At 65.6% G+C, this 21,228-nt stretch carries 17 protein-coding genes; 9 read left to right on the top strand and 8 right to left on the bottom strand.

Annotated features, from left to right (window positions below; translation table 11 throughout):
- Positions 1-15: 15 nt before the first annotated feature.
- Positions 16-1,050, top strand: coding sequence for a type VI secretion system protein TssA (tssA, locus tag SriyCCGPB3_RS20885; RefSeq protein WP_180854157.1), 1,035 nt, complete (start codon positions 16-18; stop codon positions 1,048-1,050).
- A 77-nt stretch (positions 1,051-1,127) separates the two neighbouring features.
- Here tssA and SriyCCGPB3_RS20880 read toward each other — a convergent pair whose 3' ends face one another.
- Entirely contained in the window at positions 1,128-1,412 is a 285-nt protein-coding gene (locus SriyCCGPB3_RS20880) for a DUF2782 domain-containing protein (protein WP_110714140.1), read from the bottom strand.
- Positions 1,413-1,511: 99 nt separating this feature from the next.
- On the opposite strand from SriyCCGPB3_RS20880, the gene polA reads away from it, so the two are divergent.
- Together polA and SriyCCGPB3_RS20870 are read left to right on the top strand one after the other, a co-directional pair.
- Complete coding sequence (gene polA / locus SriyCCGPB3_RS20875; RefSeq protein ID WP_180859396.1) at positions 1,512-4,286, top strand: DNA polymerase I; 2,775 nt, start codon at positions 1,512-1,514, stop codon at positions 4,284-4,286.
- A gap of 368 nt (positions 4,287-4,654) precedes the next feature.
- Positions 4,655-5,134 carry a DUF421 domain-containing protein gene (locus SriyCCGPB3_RS20870; protein WP_164162192.1) on the top strand — a complete coding sequence of 160 codons (480 nt, stop codon included), beginning with the start codon at positions 4,655-4,657 and terminating at the stop codon, positions 5,132-5,134.
- Between the two features lie 72 nt (positions 5,135-5,206).
- Here SriyCCGPB3_RS20870 and SriyCCGPB3_RS20865 read toward each other — a convergent pair whose 3' ends face one another.
- From SriyCCGPB3_RS20865 to SriyCCGPB3_RS20835, 7 genes are all read right to left on the bottom strand, one after another.
- Complete coding sequence (locus SriyCCGPB3_RS20865; protein ID WP_350259684.1) at positions 5,207-6,370, bottom strand: hypothetical protein; 1,164 nt, start codon at positions 6,368-6,370, stop codon at positions 5,207-5,209.
- A 93-nt stretch (positions 6,371-6,463) separates the two neighbouring features.
- Entirely contained in the window at positions 6,464-7,360 is an 897-nt protein-coding gene (gene hemF / locus SriyCCGPB3_RS20860; protein ID WP_248858458.1) for an oxygen-dependent coproporphyrinogen oxidase, read from the bottom strand.
- A 54-nt stretch (positions 7,361-7,414) separates the two neighbouring features.
- Positions 7,415-9,031, bottom strand: a complete 1,617-nt coding sequence (locus SriyCCGPB3_RS20855; protein ID WP_350259683.1) for a hypothetical protein — start codon at positions 9,029-9,031, stop codon at positions 7,415-7,417.
- Between the two features lie 37 nt (positions 9,032-9,068).
- On the bottom strand, positions 9,069-10,190 hold the full coding sequence (locus SriyCCGPB3_RS20850) for a hypothetical protein (protein ID WP_350259682.1): 1,122 nt from the start codon (positions 10,188-10,190) through the stop codon (positions 9,069-9,071).
- 35 nt (positions 10,191-10,225) lie between these two features.
- Positions 10,226-10,783, bottom strand: coding sequence for a hypothetical protein (locus SriyCCGPB3_RS20845; RefSeq protein WP_110714133.1), 558 nt, complete (start codon positions 10,781-10,783; stop codon positions 10,226-10,228).
- Between the two features lie 30 nt (positions 10,784-10,813).
- Positions 10,814-11,233 carry an NUDIX hydrolase gene (locus SriyCCGPB3_RS20840; RefSeq protein WP_032129187.1) on the bottom strand — a complete coding sequence of 140 codons (420 nt, stop codon included), beginning with the start codon at positions 11,231-11,233 and terminating at the stop codon, positions 10,814-10,816.
- Positions 11,230-13,599 carry a S9 family peptidase gene (locus tag SriyCCGPB3_RS20835; RefSeq protein ID WP_350259681.1) on the bottom strand — a complete coding sequence of 790 codons (2,370 nt, stop codon included), beginning with the start codon at positions 13,597-13,599 and terminating at the stop codon, positions 11,230-11,232. Before SriyCCGPB3_RS20835 ends, SriyCCGPB3_RS20840 begins: the two co-directional genes overlap by 4 nt.
- Before the next feature lie 161 nt (positions 13,600-13,760).
- Here SriyCCGPB3_RS20835 and SriyCCGPB3_RS20830 point away from each other — a divergent pair, with 161 nt between their 5' ends.
- From SriyCCGPB3_RS20830 to SriyCCGPB3_RS20805, 6 genes are all read left to right on the top strand, one after another.
- Positions 13,761-14,213, top strand: a complete 453-nt coding sequence (locus SriyCCGPB3_RS20830; protein ID WP_350259680.1) for a hypothetical protein — start codon at positions 13,761-13,763, stop codon at positions 14,211-14,213.
- A gap of 70 nt (positions 14,214-14,283) precedes the next feature.
- Positions 14,284-14,613, top strand: a complete 330-nt coding sequence (locus tag SriyCCGPB3_RS20825) for a hypothetical protein (RefSeq protein WP_350259679.1) — start codon at positions 14,284-14,286, stop codon at positions 14,611-14,613.
- Positions 14,614-14,649: 36 nt separating this feature from the next.
- Positions 14,650-15,294 carry an RNA polymerase sigma factor gene (locus SriyCCGPB3_RS20820; RefSeq protein WP_099485150.1) on the top strand — a complete coding sequence of 215 codons (645 nt, stop codon included), beginning with the start codon at positions 14,650-14,652 and terminating at the stop codon, positions 15,292-15,294.
- Positions 15,291-15,506, top strand: a complete 216-nt coding sequence (locus tag SriyCCGPB3_RS20815; protein ID WP_099485149.1) for a hypothetical protein — start codon at positions 15,291-15,293, stop codon at positions 15,504-15,506. The genes SriyCCGPB3_RS20820 and SriyCCGPB3_RS20815 overlap by 4 nt, the downstream gene beginning before the upstream one ends.
- Before the next feature lie 117 nt (positions 15,507-15,623).
- Positions 15,624-18,980, top strand: a complete 3,357-nt coding sequence (locus SriyCCGPB3_RS20810; protein ID WP_350259678.1) for a DUF6531 domain-containing protein — start codon at positions 15,624-15,626, stop codon at positions 18,978-18,980.
- Positions 18,980-21,226, top strand: coding sequence for an RHS repeat-associated core domain-containing protein (locus SriyCCGPB3_RS20805; protein ID WP_158229702.1), 2,247 nt, complete (start codon positions 18,980-18,982; stop codon positions 21,224-21,226). Before SriyCCGPB3_RS20810 ends, SriyCCGPB3_RS20805 begins: the two co-directional genes overlap by 1 nt.
- Positions 21,227-21,228: the final 2 nt, after the last annotated feature.

Genomic DNA, 21,228 nt, shown 5'->3' with positions numbered 1-21,228 from the left:
GCCGTGGAGGCTCTGATGGACCGCAACGACCTGCTCGACCGCCTGTGTGCGGCACTGCCCGAGGGCAGCGCCTGTGGTGACAACCTCGAATACGATCCGGCCTTCCTGGCCCTGGACCAGGCGGCGGCGGCGCGCGCCGAGCGGGTCGTCGGCGACAGTGTGCTGGCCGCTGAAGAACCCGACTGGGACCGGGTCGGCGAGCAGGCGCTGGCACTGCTGCAGCGCACCCGCGACCTGCGGGTGGCGGTGCATCTGGCCACGGCATGGAGCCGGCAGCAGGGCTGGGCGGGTTGGGCCGATGGCCTGCGCCTGGTGCAGGGCCTGCTGCAGCAGCATTGGGCCGGGGTGCATCCGCAGCTGGATGCGGAAGACGATGACGACCCGACTGCCCGGGTCAACGCGGTGCTGGCGCTGGCCGATCCGCTGGGGGCACTTGGTCGCCTGCGCGTGCTGCCCTTCGTGCAGTCGCCGCGGCTGGGGCGCTTCGCCCTGCGTGAGCTGCGTCTGGCCGAAGGCACGTTGAAGGGGGCGGCAGAGTCCCCGCCTTCGCCGGGCCTGGAGGAGATCGACGCCTGCTGCCTGGATTGCCCGCTGGAGATGCTGGCGGCCAGCACCGAGGCTGCGCGGCAGTCGCTGCAGGCGGCACGTGCGATCGATCAGTTGCTGGGTGAACAGCTGGGACCGGCGGCTCCGGACCTGAAACCGCTTCTGGACGATCTGGCCACGCTGGATCGCTACCTGCAACCGCGCTGGCAGGCACGCAGCGGCAGCCAGGCCGGTGCGGGCGACGAGGAACATGACGCGTCACAGGACAGCGACAGCGCAGGTCCGGTCTCAAGCCGCAGCCAACGCATCGAAAGCGCCGACGATGTGCGCCGGCGGCTGGACGAGATCTGCGAGTACTACGCGCGCTGCGAACCGTCCAGCCCGGTACCCCTGCTGCTGCAGCGGGCGCGTCGCCTGGTCGGTGGCGACTTCCTCGCCCTGCTGCGTGACCTGGCGCCGGGTGGCATGGACGAAGTGGGACGGGTGGTGGGCCGCACCGAATAGACCCACGCCCTGCGTGGAGGGGCGTCGCCCGATGGGGCAGAGCCCTTTCCTGCGGAAAGGGATCCGACCCTGTCAGATCACCAGCTGTAGAGCTTCCAGTACACCGGCGAAACGCCGTCCTTGTCGTTGTCCATGCGGCCATCGCCGTTCTTGTCGTACATGTAGAACGGCGCACCGCGCGACGGGGTCACCTTGACCATGCGCAGCTGGCCGGACACGCGGTATTCCTCGATGACATCGCCGTTGTCCATGGTGCGCTTGGACACATCCGCGCCCTTGACGTCGACCGGGGGAGCGCCCGCGCCACCCATGCTGGCGCAGCCGGCCAACAGGAGCAGGGAGGCCAGCATCAGAGTCTTCATGGGTGGGGTTCCTTTGCCTGGAAAGAGCCTCGATTATGCCCCATCGCCGCGTACGTGCCGTGTCGCCGCGGTGCAGGCACGGGCGCGTAGAATCGACCCATGAGCAGATTAGTCCTGATCGACGGGTCCAGTTACCTGTACCGCGCGTTCCACGCGCTGCCGCCCCTGTCCAATGCACAGGGTGAACCCACCGGCGCGCTGTTCGGCGTGGTCAACATGCTGCGCTCGACGCTGAAGGAGCGCCCGGCCTACGTGGCGTTCGTGGTCGATGCGCCCGGCAAGACCTTCCGCGACGACCTGTACGAGCAGTACAAGGCCAACCGCCCGCCGATGCCCGATGAGCTGCGCAGCCAGGTCGAACCGATGTGCCGCATCGTCGAGGCGCTGGGCATCAGCATCCTGCGCATTCCCGGCGTGGAGGCCGACGATGTGATCGGCACGCTGGCGCTGCAGGGCCTGGCGCAGGACCTGAAGGTGACCATCTCCACCGGCGACAAGGATTTCGCCCAGCTGGTGCGCCCGGGCATCGAACTGGTCAACACCATGACCGGCAGCCGCATGGATTCGGATGCGGCGGTGATGGACAAGTTCGGCGTGCGCGCCGACCAGATCATCGACCTGCTGGCGCTGATGGGCGACACCGTCGACAACGTGCCGGGCGTGGAGAAATGCGGGCCGAAGACCGCCGCCAAGTGGCTGGCCGAGTACCAGCACCTGGACGGCGTGATGGCAGCCGCGCCGACCATGAAGGGCAAGATCGGCGAGAACCTGCGCGCCGCGCTGGAGCGGCTGCCGCTGAACCGCGAGCTGGTGACCATCCGCACCGACGTGGAGCTGGACGCCAGCCCGACCACGCTTGCCCTGCGTGAGCAGGACGTACCGGTGCTGACCGAGCTGTACACGCGCTATGGCTTCACCCAGGCGCTGAAGGAGCTGGGTGCGCCACTGCCGGCGCCCGCGGTGGCCAGCGAAGCTACCCCGAGCCTGCGCGGTACCGCCGCCGGCTTCGCCCGTGGCAGCGCCGAGGCCCCCGCTGCTGGCACGCTGGATCCGGCGCTGGCCGCGCCAGGTGAATACGAGACCGTGCTGACCAGCGAGCAGCTGCAGGCCTGGGTCGAGCGCCTGCAGCAGGCCGATCTGATCAGCTTCGATACCGAAACCGATGCGCTGGACGCGATGCGCGCGCGCCTGGTCGGCGTCAGCCTGGCGGTCGAGCCGGGCAAGGCCGCCTATATTCCGGTCGGCCACGATTACCCGGGCGCGCCGGCGCAGCTGCCGATGCAGCAGGTGCTGGATGCGCTGCGCCCGGTGCTGCAGGACCCGGCAAAGAAAAAGCTGGGCCAGCATGGCAAGTACGACCTGCATGTGCTGCGCCGCCACGGCGTGGACGTGCAGGGCTACCACGACGACACCATGCTCGAGAGCTTCGTGCTCAACTCCACCGCCACCCGCCACGACATGGATTCGCTGGCCCTGCGTTACCTGGGCTACAGCACCATCAAGTTCGAGGACGTGGCCGGCAAGGGCGCCAAGCAGATTCCGTTCTCGCAGGTGGGCATCGACGAAGCCAGCCGCTATGCGGCCGAGGACGCCGACGTCACCCTGCGCCTGCACCGCGCGCTGCAGCCGCAGCTGCTGGCCGAGCCGGCGCTGGACAGCGTGTACCGCGACATCGAGATGCCGCTGGTGCCGGTGCTGACCACGATCGAAGCCAATGGCGTGCGGATCGACACCGACGAACTGCGCCGGCAGAGCCAGGACCTGTCCTCGCGCATGCTGGCCGCGCAGCAGAAGGCCACCGAGCTGGCCGGCCGCAGCTTCAACCTGGATTCGCCCAAGCAGCTGCAGGCGGTGCTGTTCGACGAGCTGAAGCTGCCGGCGGTGGTGAAGACCCCGAAGGGCCAGCCCAGCACCAATGAAGAGGCGCTGGAGGCGATTGCCGACCAGCACGAGCTGCCGCGGGTGATCCTGGACTACCGGGGCCTGGCCAAGCTGCGCAGCACCTACACCGACAAGCTGCCGGAGATGGTCAACCCGGACACCGGCCGGGTGCATACCAGCTACCACCAGTCCGGTGCCGCCACCGGCCGCCTGTCCTCCTCGGACCCGAACCTGCAGAACATCCCGATCCGCACCGAGGATGGCCGCCGCATCCGCCGCGCGTTCATCGCCCCGGAGGGCTTCCAGCTGCTGGCGGCCGACTATTCGCAGATCGAGCTGCGGATCATGGCGCATCTGTCCGAGGACCCGGGCCTGGTGCGTGCCTTCGAACAGGGCGCCGACGTGCACCGCGCCACCGCCGCCGAGGTGTTCGGCCGCACGCTGGAGGAAGTGACCCCGAACGAACGCCGCGCGGCCAAGGCGATCAACTTCGGCCTGATGTACGGCATGAGCGCCTTCGGCCTGGCCCGCAACCTGGGCATCGACCGTGGCCAGGCGCAGGACTATGTGGCGCTGTACTTCAGTCGCTACCCGGGCGTTCGCGACTTCATGGAGCGGATGCGCCAGCAGGCCCGCGACCAGGGCTACGTGGAAACCCTGTTCGGCCGCCGCCTGTACCTGAACGACATTCATGCCCGCAACCAGGGCTTGCGCGCCGGTGCCGAGCGCGCTGCGATCAACGCACCGATGCAGGGCACCGCCGCCGACATCATCAAGCGCGCGATGGTGGATGTGGACCAGTGGTTGCGTGACAGCGGCGCACCGGCACGGATGATCCTGCAGGTGCACGATGAACTGGTGTTCGAAACCGAAAGCAGTTTCGTTGAAGACTTGCGTTTGCAGGTGGTCGAGCGCATGTCGCAAGCGGCCAAACTGCGGGTGCCGTTGGTGGTCGATACCGGTGTCGGTAACAACTGGGACGAAGCCCACTGAGTGCATTTCAGGCCGAAAACGACGTGAATTCGTTCATCCGTCGGAGCTTTCTGACTCGATCATGAATGTTGCCCTGATGGAAGTTCATTAAATTGGGCCCCTTCACGAACCGTTAGTGTTCGGAGTGCTTCTATAACTCTCGACAGGCGCAACGCCTGTTGTGGATCTCTCCCATCCCCTGGAGCAGATCTCGGAACGGGGACTCCTCCCCAAGTGCCCGTTCCCCGGCCCCGTTGACCTCCCCCTGGTCAGCGGGGCTTTTTATTTGTGCTGTCACAACCTCGGATGGGGTCAGATCCCTTTGCCGATCGGGCAAAGGGATCTGACCCCGGATGCTAGGCTGGACCACCGATCCGCAGGGGAAGACAATGCCCGACCTGTTCGCACTGGCGATGCCGTGGTGGGAGTTCATCCTGCGCGCGGTGGCGGTGTATGTCGTGGTGCTGGGCATGGTCCGGCTCAGTGGCAAGCGCCCGCTGGGGCAGATCACCCCGTTCGACGTGCTGCTGGTGGTGCTGCTGGGCAACGCGGTGCAGAACGCGCTGCTGGGCACCGATACCTCGCTGGGCGGCGGCCTGCTGCTGGCGGCGACCCTGATCCTGCTCAACTACGGAGTGGGTTGGGTGAGTACCCGCAGCCGGCGGGTTGAACGCCTGGTAGAAGGAGAACCGGTGGTGATCGCACGCGATGGCCGCCTGTTCGACGCCGTTCTGCGGCGGGAACAGGTCACCCGCTCGGATTTCGAGGCCGCCATGCGCCAGCAGGGCTGCCTTGGCGTGGAAGATGTCGAGCTGGCCCTGCTGGAGATCAACGGGCACATCACCATCATCCCCAGGAAGAGCACCTGACTTGTAGAGCCGAGCCATGCTCGGCTGCACTGGGTTTCAGCCGAACATGGGCTCGGCGCTACGCGGCATCGTTCATGGCGTGCAGCGGGCGTTGCCCGCAGCAGGCTTGCGCTCGTAATAGGCGAAACGGTTGCCGCTGTCGATGCCGACCAGGTTGCCGTTCTGCAGCAGTTGCAGCACGAAGTCGCTGCCGATATCGCGATGGATGAGGATGCGGCCTTCGCGCAGGCTCGCACGCAGTGGCTGTTCGCGGCCTCCGGCCTCGACCACGCCATCCTCGAGGAAGCGCAGCTGCGACAGCACGCTGCGCTCGGCTTCAAAGCTGCCACAGGGCATCGCGGTGGCTGGCACTGACGTGAGCGCGGACGCGGAGGCGCTGGCAAGAACGGCAAGGTCCTTGGCAGGCCCGCAGGCCGGGGCATCCGCGCGCTGAGCACAGGAACGCTGCAGCGCATCGCGGGCCTGCTGCAGGCGGCCACCGCTCCACAAGGCTTCGGCGACGTCGGCGCAGAATGTTTCGCCCTGTTGCACGCGGCACAGCTCGGTCAGCTCATCCAGCTGTGCGGGCGGCAGCGGCGCATCCACCGAATGCTGCAGGCCGAGCAGGGCCTTGCCCATCATTTCCGAAGCGATCTTCCTGGCCACTGCGGTGCAGCCCTCGGCGTCGAACGACGGTGACTCCTCCTTGCAGATCTCGGGCATCGGCGGTTCGGACGTTTCCGGCGCTGCGTCCTTGGCCTGCTGCTGGTAGGTCTCCAGCAGCTGCGTGCAGGCCGCGCCCACGCCCTCGGCACACCACGCGTGCAGCTTCACCGGTGCGGCCTCCGGCAGCGCCTCCAGGCACTCGGAGGTGTTCATCACGCAACCATCTTCGATGGGCTCGGGCATCGTCTTGCAGGCGGCGGCGTGATCACGGGTGAACTCGCGGTAGGGCGTGTTGATCGTGCGGTCGTTGTCCGAGAAGAACCAGTTTTCCAGGCGTCCCGTGGACAGGTTGCCGGTGCCGAGCACGTCTTCCTGGCGGGCGATGCGCAGTTCCTCGGTGGCCTGGTAGGGGCCGGACAGGAAGGCGTGGCCTTCGCTCTCGATGGTCAGCGTGATAGTGCCGCCGCTGTCCTTGTAGGTGCCGCAGGCCATCGACTGCGCGGCCGCCGGAAGGCTGGCCGAGGCCAGTGCGAGCGACAGCAGGAAGCGCCAGCCCGCAGCGCGGGGACGGAGGGGAACAGCAGCAGGCATGACGTCATCCTTGAAGAAGAAAAACACGACCGGTCCGATACAGGACGGACCAGGTAGGGGAAAGCACCACGCCTCAGGCGTAGCGCTGGAAGATCAGAGCCAGTCGCGCGGCACCAGGTAATCGGCCAGGCGTGCCTCGGCGCTGCCCGCTTCCGGACTGAAGCCGTACTCCCAACGCACCCGCGGCGGCAGGCTCATCAGGATGCTTTCGCTGCGGCCACCGCTCTGCAGACCGAACAGCGTGCCGCGGTCATAGACCAGGTTGAACTCCACATAGCGGCCGCGACGGTAGAGCTGGAACTCGCGCTCGCGCTCGCCGTAGGGGGTGTCCTTGCGCTGCTGCACGATCGGCAGGTAGGCATCCAGGAAACCATCGCCGACCGCGCGCAGGTAGTCGAAATCGCGCTCGAAGTCGCCGTGCAGGTCGTCGAAGAACAGGCCGCCGACGCCGCGCGTTTCATTGCGGTGGCGCAGGAAGAAGTACTCGTCGCACCAGCGCTTGTGCGCGGCATAGCGCTCATCGCCGAACGGGGCGCACAGGTCGCGCGCGACCCGGTGCCAGTGCTGCACGTCCTCGTCGAACGGATAGAACGGGGTCAGGTCGAAGCCGCCGCCGAACCAGCTGGCCACCACTTCGCCATCGCGCTGCGCCTGGAAGAAGCGCACGTTGGCATGGGTGGTCGGCACGCAGGGGTTGAGCGGGTGGAACACCAGCGACACCCCGGTGGCACGCCAGGAGGCGCCGGCCAGTTCCGGACGGTTGGCCGAGGCCGACGGCGGCAGGCGGCTGCCGGCCACGTCGGAGAAGCCGATGCCGGCCTGCTCGAACACCGCGCCATCACGCAGTACGCGGGTACGTCCGCCACCGCCCTCGGCACGCTGCCACAGGTCTTCCTGGAAGCGGGCCCGGCCATCGACGGCCTCGATCGCCGCACAGATGCGGTCCTGCAGGTCGGTGAGGTAGGCGCGCACGCGCTCGAATTCGTTCATGGCGCGTACTTTACCGCAGGGCCTGCCCAAAGCTGCGGGCAGGCCCTGGCGGGCTCAGCGCTTGCGGTTGGAGTTGCGCGGCGCCGGAGCGTCGTCCTCGGCTGCCTCGTCAACCGCCTTCTGCAGAGCACCGCCCAGCGTGATCAGCTCCCAGTTCTGGGTGCCGAGCACGTCGCAGGCCACATGCAGGCCACTACGGTCGGCCTTGCACAGCTGCTCCAGGGTTGCCCGTGCGTCCAGTTCCGCGCCGTTGCCCTGCGCGGTCACCAGGTTCTCGCACCCTTCGCGTACGCCGGCGCGGCAGACCGTGGTGTAGTGCTCGGCGGCCTGCAGCCAGTTCCCGGACAGCGCAAGGCGGTTGCCGAGAATGTTGCAGCCCTGCAGCTTGCCCTGCGAGCAGCAGGCTTCGGCACCGCCCTCGTTGGCCAGCGCCAGCGGGCAATCCTGCGGCAGTGGCAGCACCTTGAACTGCTTTGGTGCACTGCACCGGGTCGGGCCCTCGCCGGTGGGGACGAACACCTGGAAACGGGTCCAGGTATCCAGGCCCAGCAGTTGGCCGCCAGGCAGCGGGCGCAGCACGAAGTCGCCGCCCCGGTCGTGGCGGATGCGGATGTCGCCCGCTTCGACGCGTGCGCGAAGATGGCTGCTCCAGCCCACACCGACCAGGCCGGCATCGCCGAAGTCCAGCGTGTCCATCAGGCCGCCGTCGGACCGGTAATTGCCGCAGGGCAATGCAGTCGCGGGCTGCGGTCGCAGCGATGCGACCACCGCCTGCAGTGCGGGCAGACGCTCACAGACGGAGCGCTCGTTGCCGGCGGTGCAGGCCGCCGCCAGGGCCTGCACCGCCTGCAGGTGATCTCCCGACTCCCAGGACAGTTCGGCCACGCGCTCGCAGAAGCCGGCCTGCGCTGTCTCCCGGCACAGTTGCAGCAGTTGCTGGCGTCGCTGTACAGGCATGATCACCGGTGAGTCCGGGCCAGCCATCGTCACCATGGCTTCGGTCATGGCGGCCGTCATCGCGGCCTTGACCAGCTGCTCCTGCACTGCGGGGTCGGCCTCGAGTGCGGCCGCACACGCCGGGGTTCCCTGTTCGAAGCCGCCATCGTCACAGGCGGCGGGGAGTTTGATGCCCGACAGGGCCGCGTCGAGCGCTGCCTTTGCCAGGGCGGGATCGGCCTCGACCGTGGGTTTAGCCTCCTCGTGCCAACGATCAGCCAGTTGCAGGCACATGCCGGGCACGCCCTCGCGACACCCCGCTTCCAGGGCGGCCGGGGTCGCTTCGCGACGGTTGTCCAGGCACGCCGTCGCATCGGCCAGGCAGCTGCCTTCAGCCGGTATGGCCGCTGCGGCGCACTGTGCGGGGGTCTGCAGGAGGTAGACCGTGCCATCCACCTCGACCGTGCGGCCACGATCGCGAACCTGCAGCGCACTGGGCAGGCCGTACTCCAGATTCACCAGTTGCAGCTTCCCGTCGATCTGCTGGAACACGACCGGAGACGGCGCACTGCCGAAGTGCTTCTGCTCGCCACGGTTGGGTGAGCTGATGCGCAGCGTGCTGCTGCCTTCATCGGCCTTGAACAGGCCGCATTGCAGTGACTGTGCGGAGGCCATCGGCGCGGCCAGCAGCAGCGCCCAGGCCAGCCAGCGGCGGCGCGGTGCGGGTGAATGCATGTCGTCTCCTTGACGATCGAACGGGAAACTCCAGGCGCTACGGCGAACCACGGCCCTGGCGCGGGGGCATGCATTGTGCCGTGCCTGGCACGGGCTGGTAACGCTGGTAGGCCGTCTGGTTGTCCATGCCGAGCAGGTCGCCGTTGCCGAGCTGGCGCAGCACGAACGTTTCGCCGTTCTGTTGTAGCTGGACGGCGCCTTCGTGCAGGCGGGCCTGCGTGCCGTCGCCGAAGTCGAAACTGTCGAACTGGCCACCGTCGGCCTGGTAGCGGCCACACGGCACATGTTGGAGCGCCACCAGGTGCAGGTCGGCGCCGAGTTCACGCAGCGGTGCGGTACGTTCGCAGGCACTGACGCGTCCAGCATCGCAGACCACCTGCAGGGCCTGCACCGCCAACGCAGGTTGCAGCGCGTCCAACTGTTGCGCGGCTACTTCGACGCAGAAGCGGCCACCACGGTGTTGCAGGCACAGCTGCTGCAGCTGTTGCAGCGCCGCCAGGGGCAACGGCGGTCCCTTCGGTGCCTTCTCGGCCTGTTCCAGGCGCTGATCAACCCGTCGCATGGCGGCAGCCAGATCATCGTCGGTCAGCGCTTCGCAGACCTGAGGATCGTGGGTGGGGGCGTGCTCGCGGCAGGCTGGCGGGCGCTCGAAGTGCGCACTGCCGGCGCCATCGGTCGCTGCCGCGGTGTTGCTTTCGAGTCTCTGCTGCAGCAGCGCCGAGCAACCGGCGCCCACACCCTCGTCGCAGGCGCGCCGGGCCTGGCCGGGCGAGGCCGTTGGCAGCTGCACCATGCAGTAACTGCCAGCAGCGCGGCAGCTGCCGGCCACAGCGCTGGGCTCGACAGCGCAGGCCCTGGGCTGGCGCAGGGTATAGACCACGAGCACGTCGTCCTCGATGCGCCGCCCATCGGCGCTGATCCGGATCGGCTCCGCCACGCCATCGTCGAGCATGACCAGACGCGTCTGTGCCGCACTGCGATCGACCCACAGCGGCTCCGGCTCACCGATGCCGTTGTCGCGGTAGCCGCTGCTGGGGGTGGTGAACACCAGTGCCATGCCGTCATCGACGCTGCGGTACTCGCCGCAGCGCAGCGCATCGGCACTGGCAGGCAGCGCGGCGAACAGCAACAGGGCAGGGAAAAGAGTCAGCAAGCGCATGCGACGGTCCTTGTCGTGCGAGAAGGGGACGGGGCTCAGTGGAAGCGCGAGCGGATGTCGGGCCGCAACAGGCGCCAGGCCAGCCAGCCCTGCAGGCCCAGGAACAGCACCGAAGTGCCCAGCAGGGTGAAGGTCATCATCCAGCGACGCGGCTGCAGCGATTGCTGCATCTCCGGCTCGTCGGCGAGCAGCACGATCATGTCGCGCATGAACACGTCCAACCACCAGGTGATCGCGAAATTGGCCAGTGCGCTCACCAGCAGCATCACCACGAAGCACCACAGGCCCCAGCGGCGCTCGCGCAGCAGCCCCCAGCTGGCCACGGCCGAGACCAGGCAGAGCAGTGCGGTGATCATCGAGGCACCCACCGGGTGCGCCAGCAGCCAGGTCAGGCTGTGCATCTGCCGATGCTGTGCTTCACCCGCCAGCAGCTGCCAGAGTGGAGCGTCGTGCAGCGGCCACACCAGCAGACCCTGCAGCGCGAAATAGCCGGTCAGCAGCGCGGACAGCCAGAAGGAGGCCTGGACCAGTGGCCGAATCCACGCGTGGTAGGGCGAAGGCTGCAACGAGGGCGGCGGGAGCGGCACTGACATCCGGTGTCCTTGCAATCGGTGCCCGCGCGATCAGCGGGCCGTCACCCGGGTGGCGACGGCCGGCAGGATATGGTGTTCGCTCAGCGGTGCCAAGGGCAGGCCGTGCGGTGGCTGCAGCGGCACCCAGGCCAGTTCAGCGATCTCCGCGCGTGCCTGTGGCATGCCGTCCACCTGCACCCACCAGGCCTGGGCCTGCACGCGGTGGCCAGGCTCGTTCACCGCCCAGTCCTGGAACGTGCCCAGCGCGATGGAGGCATCGGTGCACAGCTGCACGCCGAGTTCCTCGTCCAGCTCACGGGCCAGCGCCTGCAGTGGCGTTTCGCCGGGTTCGGGTTTGCCGCCCGGCTGGATGAAATGGTCAGCGCCGTGCTTGCGCACCACCAGCGCCCGGCCGCGGTCATCCAGGATGACCGCGGCCACGATGTGGATCGTGGCCGCGGCGTTGCTCACTTCAGGTTCTGCTCGAACAGCTTGAGGATGCGCTTGTACTGGTCCAGCCAGGAATCGGCGCGGACGTAGCCGTGGCGCTCCAGCGGGTACGGAGCGATCGACCAGTTGTCCTTGTGCAGTTCTATCAGGCGCTGGGTCAGGTTCACCGAGTCCTGGAAGAACACGTTGTCATCCATCATGCCGTGGGCGATCAGCAGGTTGTCCTGCAGGTTCTGCGCGTACTCGATCGGCGAGGACACGCGGTACGCCTCCGGATCGATGTCCGGGGTGTTGAGGATGTTGCTGGTGTAGCCATGGTTGTACTGGTGCCAGTCGACCACCGGGCGCAGCGCGGCGCCGGCCTTGAACGTACCCGGCGAGCGGAACAGCGCCATGAAGGTCATGAAGCCGCCGTAGGAACCGCCGTAGATGCCGGCATGATCGCGGTCACCCTGCTGGGTATCGACCAGCCAGTCCAGGCCGTCCTTGTAGTCTTCCAGTTCCGGGTGGCCCATGTTGCGGTAGATCGCCGTACGCCAGTCGCGGCCGTAGCCCTCGCTGCCGCGGTAATCCATGTCCAGCACGATGTAGCCCTTCTGCACCAGCAGGTTGTGGAACATCTGCTCGCGGAAGTAGGCCGGGTAGCGCTGGTGCACGTTCTGCAGGTAGCCGGCGCCGTGCACGAACATCACGATCGGGTACTTCCGGCCCGGTTCCTTGTGCTCGGGCTCGTAGTACTTGGCCCAGACCACGCCGGCGCCATGCTTGGACGGCACTGCCACCAGCTTCGGCTGGATCCACTGGCGCGCCTTGTAGTCGGCGGTGCGGGTGTCGGTCAGCACGCGGGCCTGGCCGCCGGTGCTCGGCAGCACGGCCAGCTGCGGCGGCAGGTAGGCGCCGGAGTAGCGCACCAGCAGCTGCTGGCCGTCCGGCGACAGCGAAAAGTCTTCCACGCCGTTGAGGCTGGTCAGCTCGCGCACCTGGCGGCTGCCGGTATCGACCGCGCAGACTTCGTAGTCATGCGGGGCCTGCTGGTTGCACAGGAAGTAGAAGCCCTTGCCATCGGCCGACGGCACCGGCGCCGAGGTTTCCCACTTGCCGCTGGTCAGTGCCTGCGGCTTGGCGGTGCCGGCCTGGGTGTACAGGTGCGAGAAGCCCGATTCCTCCGACAGCAGCCACAGCGTGCGGCCATCGGCCATCCAGCCGAAATCATTGAAGCCCCAGTTGATCCAGCCGTTGTCGGTCAAGCGATGGCGGTTCTGCACGCGGCCATCGGCAGCGTTGACGCTGATGATCCAGCGGTCCTTGTTGTCGTTGGCACGCAGCATCACCGCGGCCTGCTGGCCATCGGGGCTCCAGCGGATGCCACCGCCCATGAAGTCGCTCATCACCTGCAGGCTGCGCTCGCCCTTCAGCGCGTCCTTGCCGGCCTTGCGGCGCAGCTCGGCCAGCGGATCGGTGCTGATGCCAGGCAGGCCGGCCGGCGAAACCTTCTCGGCCTTGCCGGTGCGCACGTCCACGTACCACAGGGTGTGCGGCTCGAAGCCGTTACGGCCGACGCGGGTGCGGGTGTCTTCGGTTTCCTCGTAGCCCGACTCGGTCACGTACAGCGGCATCTTGCCGCCGCGGCCGTCATCGAAGTCCTTCGGCTTGGTCACCACGATCAGGTGGGTCAGGTCCGGCGACAGCACGCTGTCGGCGATCTCCACGTCGGTGCCCAGGTACACCGGACCCGGTGCGCGGGTCGGGTCGGCCTGGCGCCAGCGCTGGTCCTGGTCCTTCAGTGCTTCGCGCTGGTCGCGGTCGCGGCGCAGGGTTTCCAGCGTGCGCAGCTGCTGGTCGCGCAGCACGTCGGCCTTCGGCGGCGTACGCGGATCCTTCTCGGCCTTCAGGCTGGCCACCTGCTGCACACCGCTGGCGGCGGTCCAGTGGAACCAGTTCTGGCCGACGCGCCAGATCACGCCATTGTCGGCAGCGAAGTTCACGTTGCCCGCGCGCTCGTTGCTGCGGGTCAGCTGGGTCAGCGCGCCACTGCGCAGGTCGCGTACGAACACGTCGCCATTGCGGACGAAGGCGCTGCGGCTGCGGCTGCGGTCGTAGACCGGCTCGGCCACGTCCAGGGTGCCACGCTGGTCATCGGCCACCTGTGCGGCCACGCCACCGGCCACCGGCTGGCGGAAGGTATCGCGCACCGGGCTGCCGTTGCGCTTGAGCTGGTATTCCACCTGCTGGCTGTTCCACGACCACCAGGCCTTCTCGACCGGCGGACCAATCCAGTCCGGGTCGGCCATGGCCTGTTCGATGGTGATCGGCGTCGGCGCGGCATGCGCAGCCGGTGCGGCCAGCACGGCCGACAGCAGGAGGGACAGGGGCAGCACTCGGGACATGGGCGGACGGCACCAGAAGAGGAAACCGGGCAAGCGTAGCAGCCGCAAGGGCCCGGGGCAGGGGCCACAGGTCATGGCAGCGGAATCGGCAAAATAGCACCGCCCGGGTCGCTGCGGCGGCGTGTGCGGCATGATGGCCATTCCGTTCGGATGGAACCGATATGTACTGCTACGACTACAGGATCTCTCTGGGCGTGCAGCACCCCACAGAGGCCGGCGCCGGGATTGCCGCCCGGCTGGATCTGGAACCCGCGTTCTCCCGAGATGTCGGGACCGGATATAGGGATCGCGACGGCAGCCTGATCAGGGTGCATGCGGAGACCCGCGTGGTGTTCGTACTGGAGAGGGGCAAGGACGGCTGGCTGATGGATGCCTGGCCGGCCTTGATCGATCTCCTACGGGCACGCGCCGACGTGATCAGGGAGCTGCTGCAGGAGGGGGCCGCGATCGGCCTGCGTGTCGGCATCTTTGGAAAGACCGCATGGGCGGGTTTTGTGCTGGATCAGCAGCTGCTGCGACTCATGGCGGACCTGCGTCTGGAGTTTCAGGTGGAGACCTATTTCCCGGACCCGGTGGATACGCCCGGCACCAGCGACGAGGTGGCAGATACCTAGTGCAACCGGTTGCCGTGGTCGCGCATCCATTCTCCTGAACCCGCATCATCCACCGAACAGGAGCCCGACCATGCAGGAACTGATCCCGATCACCCTCTTCATCTGCATCGCCTACGCGATCCACGCCATTGCCGATGCCCGCGCGCGCAGCAAGCTGGTGGCCCCGCACGTGCCGGAGGAAGTGATCCGCTCGCTGGCGGTGCTGGAAGAAGAGCGCCGCCGCCAGGGCGCGCTGCGCTGGGGCATCAGCCTGGTCTGCCTGGCCCTGGCCATGGCCCTGCTGGAAGCCATCGGTGCACGCGAACTGACCTTCGGCGCCGCCGCCGCGATGGTCGGCAGCGCCGGCCTCGGCCAGCTGCTGGCCTGGCACTTCACCCGTCCCGCCGTCCGCAAGGGCTGAGGCAGGCATGCCACGGGCACAGGGGGCGCCCCGCGCATGAGCCTGCTGGGTGGAGCATTGGCTGCATTGCGGGGGCGTCGCCGCGACGTCCCCGCCGAGCCCATACCCGACGCAGATGACGACCGCGCTCTGGTCCGCGCCATCATCGATGGTTCGCAGCCGGCGTTCGCGCAGCTGGTGCAGGCGCATCAGCGCACCTGCGCGCACGTGATCGGTCGCATGGTTGGCGACCGCGACCAGGTGGCCGATCTGCTGCAGGAAACCTTCCTGGCGGTGTTCCGCCAGTTGCACCGGTTCCGATTTGAATCTTCGTTGCGTACCTGGGTTTCGCGGGTGGCCTACACCACCGCGCTGCAGCACCTGCGACGGCGACGCCTGGAAGCGCAATGGATGGTTGCGGTGGAGGTGCCGGAAGAACTTGGCATCGGTGATGAAGGCCCGGGCCCGGCCGAACTGAGCGAGATGCTGCAGGCCGGGCGCCAGCTGGGCGCGGCACTGGAACGGCTGAGTGCGCCACAGCGGCTGATCGTCGGGTTGCACTACCTGGAGGATTTCGATCTGGCCGAGATCGAGCAGGTGACCGGGCTGGCGCGCGGTACCATCAAGAGCCACCTGCACCGCGCGCGCCAGGTCCTGAAGCAGGAACTGACGCGGCACGCCTCCGCTGGAGAACTGCTGTGAACCTACCAACCGACCCCCGCGATGCGGAAGAGCGCGCGCTGGCCCAGGCGTTGCGTGAGCAGGCGCAGCAGGAAGACGCGCCGGATGTGAGCGAGGCGCTGCAGAAGCGCATTACTTCTGAATCGCGCGACAGTGGTGTGTGGTACGTGGTGGTGCAGGTGGTGCTGGTTGGGGCGTTGGTGGCGGCAGGCGTCTGGTACTTCCGGGGCTGAATCGCAACCTCGTTGGGCCGGCCCGCCGGCCCCGCCGTAGCGACGTCCCGGACGAAGCATGAACACATTGTGTTTTGTGAATACAAATGTGAAGATCGCCGCCTTGGTTGTGTCGCCATGGATGGCGGAAGCATTTCGCGTTCCCCGATGGCGAGCAATGCGCCTGACAGGAATCAGCAAGTGCAACTCGAAAACTCGTACCACCTTGGTCGGCCCAGCCTTCTGGCGTTGGCGATCGTCGGCTTCGGAGCCTCCTCTTTCTCCCCACACGCGCAGGCAGCACGCCACTGTGTGACGACCGTGACGGGGATGACGTTCAACCAGGAAAGCCAACCGGTCTCAGCGTCCCAGGTCGAATGCTGGGACGATGGCATCGTGGATATGGGCTGGGGTGGCTGGGGTGGTGGCGGTGGCAACAGCAACAACGGTGATTGGGATCGTGGGCCCGGCGCTGGTTCGGGCGGGTCGATCACCACGCCAAGCGTCGAAGAGCAGCGCACCGCCGACAAGCTGGAAAAGGCACGTTGTGCTGGCGAAGTGAGCGGCAACCCCGTTGTGCTTTCGACAGGCAATAAGGTCGAACCTGAAGTCGATTTCAGCAGCGAAGGTGCAATGCCGCTTCGACTGTCGCGTACCTACAACTCCTTCTGGAGTGGCCGTGGTCTTTTTGGCCGATTCTGGCTGAGCAACTTCGACTACTCGATTACTGTCGCCGCCGACGGGAAGACGATCTGGGCACAGAGGCCCGATGGCCGTCGGATCCGCTTCCAGCGTGATGCCGCCAGCGGCAACTTCGTTGAACAGAAGGCATTGCCGATCGCCTACATCGTGCGGAATCAGGACGGTTCGCTGACCCTGTTCAACGACGTCAATGGGCATGAGACATACTCGGCAGCAGGGCGAATCACCACCCGCGTGAACGAACAAGGAATAGGTTGGACTTTCACCTATCGCGGGGACTATCTCGACCGGGTGACCCATACGTCGGGACGCTTCGTGGCCTTCGAATGGGCCAACGGCATGGCGGCAAAGGTCACGGATCCGGCGGGGAATGTCTATCGCTACTATTACGACCACAACATCTTCGGAAGTGGGGCAGGGTCCGGTCGTCTGACCAATGCTCTGTTGCCGGGCAGCACGATCACGTACTTCTACGAAGATAATCGCTTGCCCGGGGCACTGACCGGTAAGGCATTCAACGACACGCGCTACTCGACCTTCACCTACGACGCTGAAGGGCGAGCAACCTCGACCCAGCACAGTGGTGGCGTTGAACGCTTTCAGTTCGCCTACGATGTGAAGAGCAGCAAGCCGGTCATTCCGCCACCTGCGCCGCTACCGCCCGGCGGCTACGTATTCAACGAAGAGCGGCGGATGTGCGAGTACGGACCCAATGGTGTGCAGAACTGCCACGGGCCACGCCTGGTGGATGAGCCCATGCAGCAGTTTGCGATGGCTGCTTCGGCCCCGGTCGCGCAAGCGTCTGACCCGGCAAAGGCGATTCCGGTACGCATAGATGTTACCGAGACAACGCCCCTGGGCCGTAAGACCACCTATGCGTACCAAGACGATCGCTTGGTCTCGGTGTCCGGTGCCGCCGGAAGCTGCCCTGCAAGTTTCAAAGAGAAGGCCTACGACGAAAACGGCTACGAGCGACGCACCACCGACTTCGCGGGCGTCGTGACCGAGTACAGCTACGACGGCCAGGGCCACATCCTTCGGCGCGTGGAAGCCGCAGGTACGCCCGTGGCGCGGACCTGGACCTACGAATGGGACATGGCGAACAATCGCCTGCTGTCGCAGACGCTGGCAGGCCAGGCCACGACACGGTACAGCTACGACGCCAGGGGGCGCATCCTTAGCATCACGAACAAGGACCTGACTGCGGCTGGTGCGGGTCGTGAGCAGCAGGTTACCTATGGTTATCGCCTGCACGGCAATGGCCTCGTCGCCGAAATGACGATCGATGGCCCACTGCCGGGTACAGGAGACCGCTCCACCCTTCAGTACTCGGTGGCGGGGGACTTGATCGCCTATACCAATGGATCGGGACACAGCATCCGCTTCGAGAATCACAATGGCCTTGGAAAGCCGGGTCGGATAACGACTGCCAACGGCGCCATCAATGACTATGTGTACGATGCACGTGGCCGCACGATCAAGGAAACAAGCACGGTCGACGGGAAGCCGTTCACCACGACCTACAGCTATACACCCGCCGGCCTCGTGGATACGGTTGTCCACCCCGACGGCAGCCAGGTCCACAACTACTATGATTCCGCGCTGCGTCTTTTGGAGACGTGGTCTCCCAACAAGCGTGGTGGGTACTCGCGAAGGGCATTCGGCTACAACAATGCATCGCAGGTGACCTTCGAGCAGGTAATGGAAACTGCATACCCTGTCACCACCCAGGTGACGGGTGCGATTGACCGCGTGACCTACGACACCAACTGGAACTGGTACGTTGAAGGCTGGGCGTGTTCCATGGGCATGGACGGATCCATCGACGTCCACGTTTACGCCAATGATGCTGCAGGCGGGTCTTCCTTCCTTGGTGGCAACACTGCCAACCTCGTGAGCGAGCCGCAGGTTGCTACGTCCTGCAAGGCGGGTGGAAGCAACTACCGGTATCACATTGGCCTGCCCGCCGATCTGCGCCTGCAGCATGGCGGGAAGACGATAACGGTCTACGGTATCGCCGTTGATGGCGGGCAGAATCGATCGTTGGGTGGAAGCGGAGCTTCGGTCGTGCCAGCGCCTATGGTCGTCGGGAACATCGATGAAGTCAGTCACGATTCTAACTGGAACTACTACGTTCGCGGATGGGCATGCGCGACCGGAGTCGCTCGCTCCATCGACGTTCACCTCTATGCAGGCGGGGCCGCAGGAGCAGGAACGTTCGCAGTCTCGGGTTCGGCGAATCAGGCAAGCGAGCCTGGAGTGGCAGCGGCATGCCAGATTGGCGGAGGGGCTTATCGATTCACTCTCCCGCTTGACGCAGGGATGCGTCGTGCCCATGGCGGCAAAGGTATTTTCATCCATGGCATTTCGCCGGCAGGAGGGCCGAACTCGCTCGTTGGACCGCAGGGCGGATTTACGGTTCCCGCAATGCTGCGTGGCGCTGATCTGATCAATCCCGAGCGCGGCACTTCACTCAGTGATGAGCAGACGTGGAGCGTTACATTCACGGTACGAAACACGGGTAACACCGTCTGGAATCCGGGAAGTACTGCGATGGTGCTCAACACCGGGGAGCAGATCGCATTGGGTCACAGGGTGCTCCCCGGCGAGCTAGCGCAGTTCAACTGGAGCTATGAGGCCACTGCAGAAGCGCTGACCAGAACACACGTCCGCTACTTTCAGATGATGGACGCGGGTATCCGCTTCGGACCGAACCACGAGTATCGCATCACCGTTGGCGGGAAGGGCAGCGGCCCCAACTGCAGCGGCGTCAACTGCTACGAGGAAGAATGATGAGTTCTGGATTGTTGATACTGGCGTCGGCGGTGATTCTCAGCAAGTCGATTGAGTACGATGAACTGGGCCGCATGACCGTTGAGCGTGGAAACAACGGTCAGCTGACCCGCCATGAGTACGATGCAGAAGGCCGCCGCACCGCGACGGTAGATTCTCTGGGACGCAGGCTGGTCATGACTTACGACGCGTTGGGGCGGATGTCAAAGGTGACGCATCCCGATGGCGGGGTGACCTCATATACCTATGACACGGCGGATCGCGTGGTCCAGATCAGAGACCCTCGTGGCAAGGTTACCCTCTATGAATTTGACGGGCTGGGCAACCTGCTTGCGCAGGACAGCCCCGATTCGGGAACGACTACGCTGGCGTACAGTCCGGCGGGCCTGTTGTTGGCGAGCACGCGCGGCGATGGCATAAACACCTCGTACCAGTACGACGGCCAGGGACGCCTGCTGCAGGCCAGTGCCGCTGGGCAGGTGCAGACCTACCGCTATGACAACTGTATGAACGGCAAAGGCAGGTTGTGCTCTGTCACAGAGGGTGGAGCGATCACCTCATTCAGTTACACACAGGACGGACAAGTTGCCGAGCGCGGTGACGACGTGCGCCTGGGAACCGTCAGCCAGCTGCTGACGATGCGCTACAGCTACGACGAGATGCGCAGACCGAGAACCATCACCTATCCCGATGGTATGCAGGTTCAATACGAGTACTCGGATGGGTCGCCCTACGCGATGACCGTCATCCAGAACGGTCAGGCGGTGCGCCTCGTTGACAAGGCAGAGTACCAGGCGGGCGGTGCCCGTCGATCCATGCAGTTCGCCAACGGGCTGCAGGAGCGTCAGGAATTCGACGTCGACGGGCGCTTGAAATCGAGGGTTATCGCAGGCGCGAATTCAACGGTGCTTTCGAAAACCTACGCTTACAGCAGTGGCAACGAAATTACCCGAATCGACGATGCAGTTGAACCCGGTGCTTCCCAGCAGATCGGCTATGACAGTCTTGGCCGTATTTCCGAGCAGCAGCGAGGTGGGAAAGGCCACACGATGCGCTACGATGAAAACAGCAACTGGACGATTTTCGGCGAAGGTAACCACACCCGCACCTTCAGCATCGATGCAGGCAGCAATCGTCTGCTTGGGTACTCGTCCAACAAGCCTGGCGATGAATCACGCAGCTACAGCTACGATGCGATGGGGAACCGGACCGCAGAGCATGCGGCTGGCGACGAGCGCACCTACGGCTATTCAGCGTTCAACCGGATGACATCCTCACAGGTCAACGGATATGGCACTCAGTATCTTCTCAATCCGCTTGGCCAGCGCTTGGCGAAGATCAACCCGGCCGGTACCAGCTATTACACGTACGCCGGGCAGAACAGGTTGATGTCGGAACGAGGCAGTGGCATATGGAGCAATTACCTTTGGTTCGATGGTGAGCTGGTTGGACTGTCGCGGCAAGGGACGATTTCCCAGATCCACGGCGATCACCTCGGCCGTCCTGAGGCCGCCAGCAACGCAGATCGGGCAGTGGTCTGGCAAGCCTACAACTATGCATATGGACGTTCTGTGCGAACGGACTCCATCGGTGGTTTGAACATCGGTTTCCCCGGTCAGTACTTCGATCAGGAAACGGGGCTTTGGTACAACGGATTCCGGGACTACGACGCGGCCATAGGCCGGTATGTGCAAAGCGATCCGGTCGGGCTGGCCGCGGGCAGTAATACCTACAGCTACACCGGGGCCAATCCAATCAGCCGTGTGGACCCTCTCGGTCTGGACACCTTGGTAATCCTCGGGGGTGAGACATCAGGCAACGCCGCTGGACACGTGGCCATCGCGTTCACGGGAAAGGGTGTTTACAGCGATGGAACCCTGACGGACTACGGTAGCTCACTTACAGACTATCTAAACAAGCAGTCCGAGTACCGAACCAGTACGTTGATTACGATCAAGACCAGTCCGGAGCAGGAGGCGCGAATGATCGCGCAGCTTGAGACCAAGAGGGGAATTCGCCTGCCCAATCCCAAGTCTGAACCGGTAAAAGCCTGGGGAGACACCTGCGCGACGCGCACCCAGGACGCTCTGACGGCCGGCGGAATTCGCTCGATGCTCATGCCGTTCCGCAGCCCATTCCCAGTATCGGTGGGCGGTATTGCAGCGATGAACGCGGCAAGCATTTCCATGCTTTGGCAGGGCTCAACTGCGCCCTCTGCCTTTGAGTCGTTCAACCCGGATCATTGAGG

Origin of the sequence: Stenotrophomonas riyadhensis, from assembly GCF_040256885.1 — a bacterium.
Classification (GTDB): domain Bacteria; phylum Pseudomonadota; class Gammaproteobacteria; order Xanthomonadales; family Xanthomonadaceae; genus Stenotrophomonas; species Stenotrophomonas riyadhensis.
The sequence above is the reverse complement of the archived record's forward strand: the minus strand, read 5'-3'. Positions and strand labels throughout refer to the sequence as shown.